Below are 14,688 nucleotides of genomic sequence, written 5' to 3'. Positions count from 1 at the left end.
GATCCGCTTTTCAATTAATTGATTATTCAGCATCAAACTTTGGTTTTGTCTTAACAGAAAATAAGAATAAACATAATGCTACAAAAGCTAATACAATAAGCACATATAAAAGTGTTGTATAGGAGTTATTGATATTGTAAATCATTCCTGATACTAATGGACAAATTGCTGCACCTAAAGATGAGAATAAAGAAACGATACCATATTTTGCTCCATATTCTTTTTCACCATATAGGGATGCTGTTATATAAGATGGTGTAACGGTTACTGCTGTTGCACCGAATCCTGTAAATACTGCATATAAAACAGCTGGAATAATTAAATTTCCTTTTAATAAAAATGCAAAGCTTGCGATATTGGAAACACAAATTAAGACTAATACTAAATTTAATCCTAATTTATCAAAAAATCTTCCTACAAACAATTTACCAAGTATAACCATAGCTGAGCTTAAGGATAAAATCATAGCAGCTGTATTCGCTGATGCACCGATATCAGTTAAGTATGGGCTTAGGTTAACAATCATACTATTTACAACTACACCAGAAACAACGATAGCAAGACAAAGTGACCAAAATGACACTGACTTAACTGCTTGACCTTGAGTAATACCTTTTAATTCTCCAGCCTTTCCGTTAATAACAACTTTAGTATCACCATATGCTTTTAAACCAAGATCAGCTGGGCTAAATCTAATTAAAAATAATGTAAAAGGTACAATAAGTACTATAATCATAATTCCTGTTACAAGGTAGGATGCTCTCCAACCATAGGATGTTATGATCCAGTTGTTTAATGGGCTTAAGATGATACCACCAAAACCGCTACCACTTAATGCAAGTCCTAAACAAAGACCACGTTTTTCAACAAACCAATTTGTTATTAAAACAGAAGTAGGAATGATTGCTGCTCCTGCAAGGGATATTCCCATTGGTACTGCTAATAAATAAAAATGAACTAATTTTGTTGAAAATGAAAATCCGATATATGATAATGCACCAAGAATTGTGCATACTGTTAAATAAAGTCGAATATCAATTTTTCTCATTAATTTTCCGGCGATTGGGCAAGCAACCATGGAAACTAATGCCATAATTGTGTAATACGTACTAAACTGTGTTCTTCCAATTCCAAGTTCCTCAGTAACTGGCTTTGTATAAAGCGAAACTAAGTTAACAATTGGTGTATATAAAAATGTCATAATCATAAAGGATGCGATTACAATCCACCATCCATAAAAAAGCTTCTTCTTATTCATTTTTATTCTTCCTCTCCATTATTAACATTATCTTCTAACCAACGAATTGCACAATTCGCAAGAACTGCAGCTCCGATTGGTAAAGCTCTTTCATCAAATACAACATTAGGATTGTGTAATGGATAGTTATCCTTTTTACCTGCACCTAACCATAAGTACATAGATGGTACTTCTTCACTTACATATGCAAAATCTTCTGTTCCAGATAATGGCTTTTCACTTAACGTTACATTACCCTCACCAACAACTTCTTCAATAAAAGGATGCAATGCATCACATAATTTCGCATCATTTATTACAGAAGGTGTGTAGAATTTCTGTACAGTATAGCTTCCTCTCATGGTTTTTGTCACTTCATCAATGATTTCGTATACTCTCTTAGAAAGATGATTTCTTGTTTCTTTATCAAAACATCTTAATCCACCTTCTAATACTGCTGTATCTGGTATAATATTAGCTGCTGTACCACCACCCATTTTACCAATAGTTAATACTGCTGTTTGGAATGGATCTGCTTCTTTACCAACTAAACTATTTAGCATTGTATAAATTGTATTAACAATCATTAGTGGATCAATTCCTAGCTGAGGTGTTGAACTATGAGCACCTTTTCCTTGTACTTTAACAAGGAAAGCATCCATAGATGCGGAAGCAACTCCTTTTTTATATTCTAATTTTCCTGGTTCCATTTCTGGATTTACATGAAGTGCCAATGCTGCATCGACTTTATTATTTTTAAATAATCCCGCCTCAATCATTGACTTAGCACCCTGTCCAACTTCTTCACCAGGTTGGAACATCAGTATAACTGTTCCCTTAAGCTCAGACTCTTTTTCTTTTAAAATTTTCGCTGCGCCTAATAAATTTGCAGTGTGTATATCGTGACCACATAAATGTGCATTATGATTACAAGATTTAAAAGAAAGATCTGCGTTTTCATCCATTGGAAGAGCATCCATATCAGCTCTTAAAAGAATTGTTTTATCGCCTTTACCGATCTTGGCAATAACACCTGTTTTCGTAATATATTCAGGTTCAAGTCCCATCTCTTTTAATTTGCTAACAACATATTCTGTTGTTTTTTCTAATTCAAGTCCTATTTCAGGATTAGAGTGAATATGTCTTCTGTTTTCGACTAATTCATTTTCTAATTCTTTTGCGATTTCTAATATTTGATTCATATTTACCCACTCCTTTTATATTTAATTATTCCATTTGGAGGAAGTCTTCCGGAATTACTTCCTTCATCGATTCTGAATTATACTCCGTTTCAGGCTATATTCAATTCAAACTTTTCATATCAATATTCCAAAAATGAATAACACAATATTTTTAGAGTATAAATTTTACACTTAAATATTGTAAAAAAATAAGTTGAAACAGTAAAAATACTATTTCAACTTTAATAAATATAAATATTAAATTAGAGTTTAAGCCTTAATTCTTATGTAATATAGGCAATTCGTAACGCTTCATAAATACCATTTTATATAGAATTTAGATTCCTCTCTTATACTGGTAATATTATTTTAATTATTCCAATTTGTAATGTTTTTGGTTTATAATTCCATCAAAAATTATATGTTTTTGCTTATAGTTTAAAACATATTTTTCTTACATTTATAGCTTCTTATTCCATAATTAGTATAATATTGTTATTTCTCCAGCATGTAATTTTTAAAAATTAATGACGATGGCTTCATCGCTCTCCCCTTTGGAATTGCTAATACAAGCTTTAATTTTTTTGTTTCTGATAGCGGTACAATTTTTAAGTTATCATTAACCATAGGCTCCACTATTTTCTTTATTAATATGGAAACACATTTGGTTTCTTCTATCATGTGTACAATTGTCGCTGTTCTTGTATTTTGGAAACGAATTTGTGGCGTAAATCCATTCTCTTGACAAAGATCAATTACCGCGTAAAATAAGTCAGAACCTGCATTTAATAGAATAAACGGCTCATCCTTTAAATCCGTAATGCTAATTTTCTTCCTATTACTTAAATAATGATCACTTGGAACAACAGCAACAAATTCATCATGTCCTAATGTGAAAGTATTTGCTACCGCGTCAAGTTTTGGAGAATCATATAAAAGTCCTACATCAATATTATTATTATGAATTTGACTGATTATCGTATCACTGTCTTCTTCCATAAAATTTATATTAATGTGTGGATGATCATTAATAAATTTAGTTAATCTTTCAATAATCCCATATTGACTCTTCACAGGAATACTTGCAATAGAAACATGTCCCTTTTCTAATGAAAGATATTTTTTCATACTACTTTTCATTTCTTCATATTCCATAATAAGTTTTTTTGCATGATTATAAAAGTCATGGCCCGCTTCTGTTATGATAAATTTTCTCTTATTTTTTGTATCAAATAAAATGTTGCCGATTTCATTTTCTAAGGATTTAATTTGTTTGGAAAGTGATGATTGAGAAATGGAAAGATTTTCAGCTGCAAAAGAAAAACTTTCTTGCTCATAAACTTCCACATAAAATTTTAATTGTTCAAATGTCATTTATTTTCCTCCGAAAAGTAATTGGAATCTCTCCTATAATACTTTGCCATAAAATGACTTATAATACAATAGAAAAACTCTTCCACTTTTTATCTAAAATAGAAAACTCAGAGGAAGCTATAAGAATAATATCTAAATCAAGCATTTTAATTGAGAACCTATACTATCAAAGTCTATCTCTATCTTCTTTTAGAAAATGCTATGTTAAAGCATTATAAATGAATAAAATAATATGTATTAGAAATAATGAATACGAGAATCTAAACTCAATATACGCACAACAATGAGTAAAGTATTGTGCAAATAAACGTTTATAGGAGAATTTAATATGCCAAGCAATAAGCCAAAATTTTATTCCTGTGAAAAATGCCACGTTGTCATTGAAGAAATCAGTGGTAATAGGCAAAATTACTCTTGCGATGATACAAAATTAACTGAATTATCTGCAAACACCTCAGAAGGTGCTCAAGAAAAGCATTTACCAGTGGTTGAGAAAGACGGAAATCAAGTTACAGTAAAAGTAGGAAGTGTTTCTCACCCAATGTCTGAGGAACATAGCATTGAATGGGTATACCTTGAAACTGAAAAAGGTTGTCAAAGAGTGAATCTAAAAGCCAATGATGAACCAGTCGCAATATTCCTAATTCCAGAAGGAGATCGCCCGATTTCTGCCTATGCGTACTGCAATTTGCATGGTTTCTGGAAAACTGATATTTAATAAAAAGCCGTCCAAAAAGGACGGCATTTTTTATGAAAGAATAATTTATTACTTTAAAAAACTTTTCCCCTTACGATACAACACGTACATACACAAGAATTGCTCTAGAGCATTTCTAACCTAACTTCTCCATGTCGGACATCCAGCTGAAGTACACCTTTTCTTCCAACCGACCGTAATACAAAATATAGCTATGATTAGCAAACAAATCATTCCGATAAGAACTAATAAATAACTTTTTGTTAAATCATATATAAACCCATACACTGGTATTAGAATGATGGAAGCAATCGGAGCACCCATCGATACCTTTGCAAATATTTTCTCATAATCTTTTTGCCCATAAAATTTAATTGTTAAAATAGGCGCTAAAACCATAATACTAGAGCTTACTAATCCATTCAAAAAGGTAGATAATCCAAAGATTATAAAGTTATTTCCACTCATTAAAAATCCGAGAATTGCAAGTATTCCAATTCCAATCATTCCATAGCAAGTCTTTAGTCCACCTATTTTATCACTAATAATTCCAATTGCTATCGAACCGATTGCACTACCTATGGAGGCATAGGCTAAGGCTTTTCCAGTATCATTAACGCTATAACCTAATAAGGAACCATAGGTGGGAATATGTTGCATAAATACACCTACACCAGTGATGGCTACCATAAATAAAAGTAATAAATAAAAGGAGGCAGAACGAGTAGCTACCTCTTCTGATATTTCTACAACATCATCTCCTTGACTTCTCACCGCTTTTGTTGCGCCTTGTGAATTCGCTCCGTAAGCAGATATTCTTTTATCTTCTGGTTTATTTCTAAGAAGGATAATAGCTGTTAATATAACAATTATAAATGTTAAACCACCAATAAAATAATAAGCATTTCTCCATCCTTTTTGTGAAATGATTGAAGATGTAAATGGCTGCAATATAGCTCCAAATAAGCCGACAAATGCCATTTGAATTCCCATCATCATTCCCGCATTTTTTGCAAACCATCGATTAATGAGTATTGGACCTAATAAATTTACTAGGATGGCTGCTCCCATGGCGTATGGTATGGATAGTAAATACCAACCGTACACGGTGTGCATAAATCCAAATGCAATAAAAGAAAATGCTTGTAGAACTGCTCCTACGATTGCTATGATTCGAATATCGTATTTGTTAATTAGTTTTCCCGCAAATGGAAGCCACAAGACCATTACAACAGATGTAATACTTAAATAAATAGATAAAGTACCGATTCCTACACCAATCTCTTGTGAAACAGGTGATAAGAAAAGACCGGATGTCATATTGATACCGCCACCAGCAAAACCACGAATCAATATAACTCCTAATAGAATGAACCATGCATAATGAATTTTTCGTTTTTCCATTTCTATTCTCCCTCGTCAATTAAATCAAGGATTTTTTCAATGCTTTGAGCACCAAAGGTAAGTTTAGTCTTATTGATTAAAATTGCTGGTACACTCATAATATTATTACTTTTTTATCTATTAAATTTTACCTATTAAATCTAAGCTAGGAGCAAGGGTCTCAGCGCCCGGTTTCCATTTTGCTGGACAAACTTGATCTCCGTGTGCAGCAACAAATTGTGCAGCTTGAACCTTTCTTAAAAGTTCATCTGCATCACGACCAATACTATTATCGTTTACTTCATATGCTTTAATCGTTGCTTCTGGATTAACAATAAAGGTTCCTCGAAGGGCTAGGCCTTCTTCTTCAATTAAAACATCAAACATACGTGCAAGTTTTGCAGTCGGATCCGCTAACATAGGATATTTAATTTTTTTGATTGTATCTGATGTATCAGCCCAAGCTTTATGAACAAAATGAGTATCGGTTGATACGGAGTAAACTTCACAGCCAATTTCTTTAAATTTTTCGTAATTATCAGCTAAATCTCCAAGTTCCGTTGGGCAAACAAACGTAAAGTCTGCTGGGTAAAATACAAATACAGACCAATGCCCTTCAAGGCTATTTTTTGTTACTTCTTTAAATTGACCATCTTGATAAGCTTGTACTTTAAATTCATCTAGTTTTTTATTAATTAATGACATAATTGTCCTCCATGAATGTATTTTAAAAATTAGTATCTTCTTATCTATAATTTTTATTCATTATTCATGTATATCAAAAGACAAAATCATCAAAAAAGGATAGGAAAACGTATACGAATCGTTTTACCTATCCTTATTTGAAAACATCTAATATTTATCAATCAAAATAATATCCTAACGCCTCTTCTTTCTTATCTAATATAATATCAGAATCAGCCACACTTCTAGATCGTAAGTGCTGTATGATATCCTTAATAAATCCATCATTTCCTACGACATAGTAAATTGGATTATCTAAATTTATTAATTGATCTAGTTTCTTATAAAAGTCCGCTCTAGAATTTAGCCAGTAATTCTTATAGTGATCATTTTCAATCAAAGACAATTCATTTTTATAGATAGTATTTGATGAGTCTACATTCACATTATATAAATCTGGAATGTTGGATGTATCAGCGATAAAAGAAAGAATAAGCGGTCTCATTGTAGCAATTCCAACACCCATTGATAATAAAACAATTGGTCTATTATAGCGCCTTAATTGCATTCTTGATCCTATTTTGAAGGTAACAAGCTCATCTCCAACGTGTAATTTTGATAATTTGTCTTTAAATTCAGATGGATTTTCTTGCACTCTTGTAGTAAAGCCAAGTTTTTTCTCAGTAGGTAGCGTCATGATAGACATATGCCGAACTAAGCTTTTATTTGGCAACTCACCTTCATCAAAACCAACAATTCCAATATGGATATGAGAACCCTCCTCCCATATTTCATTCTCTGGTTTTTCAAGTAAGTATGTCTTAATTCCTTTTGCTTCATCTATAATATCAATAATTTTCACTTGTGTCTTCATATGAACTCCTTCTTAGATTGCACCTCTTTTTATATCATCCTGTAATAAAAAATTATACCAATCTATTATGTTTGTCTTCGTTAAAATGTAAGGTTCTATAATTGAATCCATCACAATAACTATTTATTTGTATCATATCAGACATTTTGTAGCACGTCTATATTCCTTTCCACTAAATTAACTGACAATAACTCTTTTTTTATATCACTATTTTTTTATATCTTTTTTCGCTTAAATCTCAAAAAGTTAGTTATGCACAACCAGTGAATACATAAGAACTTTCTTTATGTACAATTGAAACAGAAAAACATATATTTCAAAATGTTCATAATATAAAGCAATTATTAATTCTTACTATATGACAATCATTCGTTCTCACTACGAGACAATCATTCGTTCCCACTATACTTAATACAATAGATAAAGGGGATGCCTTACATAGATTTATATTAATAATCTATATTAAGACATCCCCTTTATTAGGCTACATTGTTAATATTACGGAATTAACAATATCTAAAATTTAATTATTCTTATTCACCCACAGCTGCTTCTCTAGTCCTAGCACCTTTTATGGATATTATTTTTAGTTCAGGATCAATTTCTGAAGTAATGCCTTCTGGAAGTTTTATATCTTTAAATAAAACACCATCTCCAGAATTTAATTTAGACACGTCAATCTCAATTTCATGTGGAATATCGTGTGGTAAGCCGAATACTGGAATGATATCTACATGGCTATTAAGAAGTAATCTTTTAGACTCAAGAAATTCTGTACCAACAATCTTGATCACTACATCCTGTTTCACCCCTTCTGTTAGGGATACTAGTTGAAAGTCCACATGGGACAATTCATTAATAATCGGTGCAATATGAAGTTCTTTCGCCATTACTGTATACTCCTCACCATTCGGTGTTACGAGCTTAAATACAGCGTTTCTACCATAATCTTTTAAGGATTTTCTAAATTCGTCTCTTCTAACAGCGATTGAAATGGAATCAATACCTTTTCCAAAAATATTTCCTGGAATATAGCCATTTTTCCTTAATAACTTATTTGCACCTTTGCTTGTACTACTTCTTGGTTCAATGTTCATTAATGCGGTTTCTTGCATCATAAAAACCCTCCTTAATAATAATTATTGCATGATAATCCTCTCAAAACCCTATTTGCTTTGAAATGAAAATCAATAATATCAGCATAGTTTTTCCTATCCAACACACAAATTTAAAAGATCTAAACAATTCATAGATAATTGCTAGATCTAAAAAATAATTTTTAAAATATAATCTTTTTGTGTTGGTTTTTTATTATTAAATTTTATTCAGAATAAATAATTTTATAATCTTTTAAAAATTTTATAATAAATAGTAAATATTACAATAACTATATTATAATATATTTCAGAAAATAGTCAACCATATTTTTTTATTTTCTGAAAATATAATCTTTTTTTACACTTTTTATCTCTTATAAATAATACAGTTCTTGTTTGAAAAACAAATCATTTCTACATTTAAGTCTATAAAAAAGAGAAGATTTCTCCGTCCTTAAATTAAAAGAACCCCGTAGGCTAGACACCGTTTTTATAAGTGTCTAACCCACAGGGTCATTTTAATATAAGCGAAGCTTTCTTCTCTTTTATATTATGATTTATTCCAAAACTATCCTATATTATAATTTATCTCCAAACTAGCCGATGCCTTTATAAATAATACCTAAAATTAAAATCAAAATAGTAATTGGAACATATACATATCTTGCTATAATTGAAAATGCCTTCGGTAATTCTTTTTTTCTTCCACAATTTAATTCTTCTTCAATCTTATTTTTTCCGAGTATATAATAGATCGATACTGCGCCAAATACTGCGCCTAATGGAACTACAAAAATCGTAATGAAATCCATTAATTTACCTACATTTAACTCATTTTCAAAGAATACCCCTATAATAAATGATATGGAAATACTAGCAAACGCTGCAATATTTCTTGATATCTTATATTTATTTTGTAGGCTTTCTATGACAGCTTCAAACATGTTAATTAAAGAAGTAATTCCTGCTAAAAGTACTGAAAAGAAGAAGATACACGCTATTATCCTACCAAATGCCATTTGTCTAAAGATATCAGGCATAACTAAAAACATAAGAGATGGACCAGTCGTTGGCTTTATTCCAAATGAAAATACAGCTGGCATAATTACTAGTGCTGATAATAAAGAAGCTGCGGTATCAAATATGGAAGTCTTTATTGAAGCACTAACAATATTCTCTTTTTTATCAAGATAAGCTCCATACACAATCATTCCAGAACCTGTAATTGACAATGAAAAGAACGCCTGCCCCATGGCCATAATCCAGGTTTCCATATGTAATAATGCGTCCCATTTTGGTATAAATAAAAATTTATATCCTTCCACCGCACTTGATAAAAATAACACTCGGATGGCTAAAATGATAAATAATATATAAAATACTGGCATTAACACTTTACTCACCTTTTCAATTCGTGACACTGAGTCTGTAAATAAGATAAGAAGGGTTAGTCCTAAAATGACAATATGCCATATTACGCTACCAAAATTTCCTGTAGCCTGGGAAAAATAATTTGCACTTGTTTGTTCAAATATAGCTCCCGTTGCAGATCCAAATAAAGATCTTAGTACCCATCCAATGATAATCGCATATCCTGTTGCTATTCCAAGAGAGCCTACTAAAGGAACCCAACCAAAGGTCTTTCCTGCTTTACTAAATTTATTCTTTTTCCAGCAAACCTCATATGCACCAAGAGTACCGGTTTTCGCCTTCCTCCCGATTGCAAACTCTGCTGACAAACCTACGTAACCAAAAAGGAATACGAATAATAAATATGGAATCAAAAAGGCCGCTCCTCCATATTGCCCTAGTCGATATGGAAACATCCAAATATTTCCCAAACCAACTGCCGATCCAACACAAGCTAATATAAATCCCCATCTGCTACCAAATACTGCATTTTTATGTTCCGTTTCTTTCTTCTTCGTTTGCATACTATCTATCCTCATTATTTTAATATTGATGTTCTATGTTAAGTACTATATCATAATACATAGAATAAACAAAATTGATAATTTAGATGATATCATCAATATTTTAGATGCTAAAGGAGAAAAAATGGATTTTAAAAATATACATACCTTTATAAAAGTAGCTGAACTAAAAAGTTTTTCATCAGCAGCCCTTGAGCTGGGTTATTCTCAATCAGCCGTATCTACCCAGATCATTAATTTAGAAAAAGAATTAGGCCATTCACTCTTTGACCGAATTGGGCACAAAATTACGCTTACTACAAATGGTATAAAATTTCTGCAATATGCACAAAATATCCAGTTATTAACGAAAGAGCTAGACGAACAGCTAAATGGATCTGCTGATGTTGTCTCTGGTACCATTCGAATTGCAATGGCGGATTCCATCTGTACCTCAATGTTTCCAAAGATACTAAGTAATTTTCAGAAACAATATGCAAATGTAAAAATAGTGATAAAAACCGGTGTGACCTCCGATATGTTTTCTCTACTTACTCATAATGAGGTAGATTTAGTTTATACACTAGATACTAAAATACAGCGTCCTGATCTTGTTATATTAAAGGAGTCTGCTGTAAACACTAATTTTTATATTTCCTCCGATCACCCTCTTGCAAGTTATGAAAATGTTTGTATCTCTGATATTAGAAAATATCCATTGTATGTTACCGAAGAAAATATAAGTTATCGTAAAGAATTAGAACATATTATCGCAAAATTAGATGAATTTATAGTTCCCACTTACGAAATTGGTAATGTGCAAGTAATTAAAGAACTTATTTTAAATTCAACTGGTATTGGCTTTATACCTGAGTTTGTTGTGCAAAAAGAACTAATGGAAAAATCTATTTTACCAATTTCTAACTCGAACTTTCCAATTACAATATGTAGACAATTAATATGCCATAGAGGAAAGGCATTAACTCCAGCCATGACTGCTTTCATCAATTTTATTGATGTTTAAAAATCCATCTAAGTAATAGACAATAAAGGAATTTATAAAAGAAGCTTTAAACCCACGCGCAATACAAAATGTTATGTTGAAAATACTTTAAAATGCAGCGCTATATAAAATGTTATATTGAAAATACTTCAAATGCAGCGCTATATAAAATGTATATTGAAGATACTTTTAATGCAGCGCTATATAAATTCTTATATAGAAGAAGGTGAATGAATGCTAATAAAGAATAGAATTGGTTATGCATGTACTCCAATATCCCTACCATATAAAACTACAAGAAGCTTTCTACTTAAAAATTTTAATGAGGAAATCTTTATAAAGTGTGTAAAAGAGAATTTAAATGATTTAATGAATATTTTAAAATGGAATGTTAAAAACGAAATCTACATGTTTCGGATTAGTTCAGATACAATACCGTTTGCAAGTCATTCCATTAACAATATTAAATGGTGGGAAATTTTTAAAGAAGAGTTCTCTAATTGTGGTAAGTTTATAAAAACTCATCACATACGAGTGTCTATGCATCCCGGTCAATATACTGTTCTAAATTCGCCGAATGAAGCTGTGGTTTTAAAGAGCATTAAAGATTTGGAGTATCACTGCAAGTTCCTAGATTCCTTAGAAGTAGATTACACAAATAAGATTATACTCCATGTCGGAGGAGTTTATAATGATAAAGAAATTGCTATGAAACGATTTGTAGAAAACTTTTATAAATTATCCACTTCCTTACAAAAACGACTTGTAATTGAAAATGATGATAAAAACTACACGATACAAGAGGTTCTTTCCATCTGTGATGAAATTAAAATTCCAGTAGTATTTGATAATCTTCATCATAAGCTTAACCCATGTTCATTAACATGGAATGAAATCATATCTCTGGTTAAAAATACTTGGTCTTCAAAAGACGGACCTGTTAAATTACATTATTCAGATCAGGATGAGATTAAAAAAGGAGGTGCTCATTCTAAAACGATTGTTACTGATAATTTTTTAGATTATATAAAGCGGATTAAAAATTTAAATGCAGATATCATGCTTGAGGTTAAAGATAAAGAATTATCCGCTATAAAATGTATTCATTCATTAAAAGAATCCACAGAACTATCTTTTCGAATGGATCAATGGGCAAAGTATAAGTATTGTGTTATGGAAAAAGGCCATTCGTATTATATCAAGTGCAATCATTTAATAAATTCACAAGTACCAATGCATGAAGTATATTCTTATATTGATCAATGTTTGTTCTTACCCTTTGATGAAGAGAATTTTAGAAATGTGATATTACATGTTTATGACGACTTAAAAAACAAGCTCACATTTAGGGAGGATGAAAAACTAAATACCCTATTAAAGAATGTAATTGAAAATAAAACCAAGTTAAAAGAATTTCTTTCTAAGCTCTGTAAAAAATACAATGTAGAGAATGTTAATGATTCATATTTTTTTTTCTACTAGAATCAGCTGAGACTAGAGTTAGCTAAGTATCCTTTCATATTAAAAAGTTGTTATTTTTAAAATTAAAAAGTTGTTATTTTAAAATTAGTTTAAAAATAATTTTTAAATTTTGAAAAAAGAATTAAGTATCAACAATATTAAGGGCTAAAAAATGTTATAAAAATTGCTATCGTAAATTAGAAAACCTATTTTACGATAGCCCTTTTTAACATAATTTTTCTATTTATTCCGTCCTAATTTCGAATTAAATAATCAAATGCGCTTAATGCTGCATTTGCACCTGAACCCATAGATATCACAATCTGTTTATAAGGGCCGTTAGAGCAATCTCCTGCCGCAAATACTCCTGGTATATTGGTAGCATTATGATTATCAACTACAATTTCACCACAGTGATTACGCTCCACACTGTCTCCTAACCACTCGGTATTTGGAACCAATCCGATTTGAACAAATACACCTTGAAGTTCAATATGATGTTCCTCATTCGAATCTCGGTCTACATAGGTAATACCATCTACCTTATTCGTTCCTGTTATTTCTTTCGTTTGAACATTTTTTAATACCGTAACATTAGGCAATGAATATAAGCGTTCTTGAAGCACCTTATCCGCTTTTAACTCTGGTAAAAATTCAAGAACCGTCACATGATTTACGATACCTGCTAAATCAATCGCTGCTTCAATTCCAGAGTTACCACCACCAATTACCGCAACATGCTTTCCTTTATAAAGTGGACCATCGCAATGAGGGCAATATGCAACTCCTTTATTCTTAAATTCCATTTCACCTGGTACACCTACATTACGCCAACGTGCTCCTGTAGATAGAATAACTGTTTTACTCTTTAAAACAGCTCCATTTTCCAGTTCTATTTCTATATAATCTTTCTTACTTAAGCCTTTCGCTCGCTGTAAGGTCATAATATCCACATCATACTCTCGAACGTGAGCTTCTAAATTATCCGCAAGAGTAGGTCCTTCAATATACTTTAGACCAATTAAGTTCTCAATGCCTAAAGTATCTCTCACCTGTCCTCCAAATCTCTCTGCCACAACGCCTGTACGTATGCCTTTTCTTGCAGCATAAATAGCCGCACTGCTTCCAGCTGGCCCACCACCAATGACTAAAACATCATATGGTTCTTTCTCTTGAAATTCAGATATATCCTTTGTATTTCCAAGTTTAGCAAGTATTTCTTCTAGCGTCATCCTTCCATTACCAAAAGGTTCTCCGTTTAGATAAATAGAAGGAACTGCCATGATATCCTTACTCTCTACTTCCTGTTTAAATACTCCACCATCAATCATAGTATGCGAAATATTTGAATTAAGCACGCTCATTACATTAAGAGCTTGCACTACCTCAGGGCAGTTATGACAGCTTAAACTAATAAAGGACTCAAATTTATATTTATCCTTTATTCCTTTAATCTGTTCAATCACTTGTTCTTCCACTTTCGGCGCTCTTCCGCTCACTTGTAAAAGTGCTAATACTAATGATGTAAATTCATGCCCTAAAGGGATCCCTGCAAAAGTGATTCCTGTTTCTTCACCCATACGATTGATACTAAAACTTGGAGTTCTCTCTAAGCTTGACTGCTCTATCTTTATTTTAGGAGACATTTCTGCTAATTCATTTACCAAAGACATCATGTCTTTGGATATTTGGTCTGACCCGGTACTTACTTTTAGCAAAATCTCATTCTCCATGAGTTTCAGATACTCAGCCAATTGTCCTTTTATTTCAGCATCCAGTATCAT

Annotated in this window: 12 protein-coding genes; 3 read left to right on the top strand and 9 right to left on the bottom strand. The window is 31.6% G+C overall.

Annotation, left to right across the window (positions count from 1 at the left end; all coding sequences use genetic code 11):
- Positions 1–22: 22 nt before the first annotated feature.
- From BN4220_RS11890 to BN4220_RS11880, 3 genes are all read right to left on the bottom strand, one after another.
- A complete protein-coding gene (locus BN4220_RS11890; protein ID WP_066716393.1) occupies positions 23–1,258 on the bottom strand; it encodes an MFS transporter in 1,236 nt (411 codons plus the stop codon).
- Positions 1,259–1,260: 2 nt separating this feature from the next.
- Positions 1,261–2,439, bottom strand: a complete 1,179-nt coding sequence (locus BN4220_RS11885) for a M20 metallopeptidase family protein (RefSeq protein ID WP_066716390.1) — start codon at positions 2,437–2,439, stop codon at positions 1,261–1,263.
- A gap of 474 nt (positions 2,440–2,913) precedes the next feature.
- Entirely contained in the window at positions 2,914–3,792 is an 879-nt protein-coding gene (locus tag BN4220_RS11880) for a LysR family transcriptional regulator (protein ID WP_066716387.1), read from the bottom strand.
- Positions 3,793–4,120: 328 nt separating this feature from the next.
- Between BN4220_RS11880 and BN4220_RS11875 the strand changes: the two genes are divergently transcribed.
- On the top strand, positions 4,121–4,510 hold the full coding sequence (locus BN4220_RS11875; protein WP_066716385.1) for a desulfoferrodoxin family protein: 390 nt from the start codon (positions 4,121–4,123) through the stop codon (positions 4,508–4,510).
- A gap of 120 nt (positions 4,511–4,630) precedes the next feature.
- Here the strand turns inward: BN4220_RS11875 and BN4220_RS11870 are convergent, their stop codons facing one another.
- The 5 genes from BN4220_RS11870 to BN4220_RS11850 form a co-directional block, all read right to left on the bottom strand.
- A complete protein-coding gene (locus BN4220_RS11870) occupies positions 4,631–5,893 on the bottom strand; it encodes an MFS transporter (RefSeq protein WP_066716382.1) in 1,263 nt (420 codons plus the stop codon).
- A gap of 120 nt (positions 5,894–6,013) precedes the next feature.
- The gene (gene ahpC / locus BN4220_RS11865; RefSeq protein ID WP_066716379.1) at positions 6,014–6,577 is read right to left on the bottom strand and encodes an alkyl hydroperoxide reductase subunit C; all 564 of its coding nucleotides are present in this window, start codon (positions 6,575–6,577) and stop codon (positions 6,014–6,016) included.
- A gap of 157 nt (positions 6,578–6,734) precedes the next feature.
- Positions 6,735–7,430: a hypothetical protein gene (locus BN4220_RS11860; RefSeq protein WP_066716377.1), complete on the bottom strand. Its 696-nt coding sequence runs from the start codon at positions 7,428–7,430 to the stop codon at positions 6,735–6,737.
- A gap of 533 nt (positions 7,431–7,963) precedes the next feature.
- Positions 7,964–8,548, bottom strand: coding sequence for a 50S ribosomal protein L25 (locus BN4220_RS11855; RefSeq protein ID WP_242867789.1), 585 nt, complete (start codon positions 8,546–8,548; stop codon positions 7,964–7,966).
- A 575-nt stretch (positions 8,549–9,123) separates the two neighbouring features.
- The gene (locus BN4220_RS11850) at positions 9,124–10,461 is read right to left on the bottom strand and encodes a sodium-dependent transporter (RefSeq protein ID WP_066716375.1); all 1,338 of its coding nucleotides are present in this window, start codon (positions 10,459–10,461) and stop codon (positions 9,124–9,126) included.
- A gap of 124 nt (positions 10,462–10,585) precedes the next feature.
- On the opposite strand from BN4220_RS11850, the gene BN4220_RS11845 reads away from it, so the two are divergent.
- Both BN4220_RS11845 and uvsE read left to right on the top strand, forming a co-directional pair.
- Complete coding sequence (locus BN4220_RS11845) at positions 10,586–11,464, top strand: LysR family transcriptional regulator (protein ID WP_066716372.1); 879 nt, start codon at positions 10,586–10,588, stop codon at positions 11,462–11,464.
- 213 nt (positions 11,465–11,677) lie between these two features.
- Positions 11,678–12,925, top strand: a complete 1,248-nt coding sequence (uvsE, locus tag BN4220_RS11840) for a UV DNA damage repair endonuclease UvsE (protein WP_066716369.1) — start codon at positions 11,678–11,680, stop codon at positions 12,923–12,925.
- A 233-nt stretch (positions 12,926–13,158) separates the two neighbouring features.
- On the opposite strand, the gene ahpF is transcribed toward uvsE, so the two are convergent.
- Complete coding sequence (gene ahpF, locus BN4220_RS11835; protein WP_066716366.1) at positions 13,159–14,688, bottom strand: alkyl hydroperoxide reductase subunit F; 1,530 nt, start codon at positions 14,686–14,688, stop codon at positions 13,159–13,161.

Source organism: Clostridium sp. Marseille-P299 (assembly GCF_900078195.1).
Classification (GTDB): domain Bacteria; phylum Bacillota; class Clostridia; order Lachnospirales; family Lachnospiraceae; genus Lachnoclostridium.
Note: the sequence above shows the minus strand (reverse complement) of the source record. Positions and strands in the feature narration are given on the sequence as shown.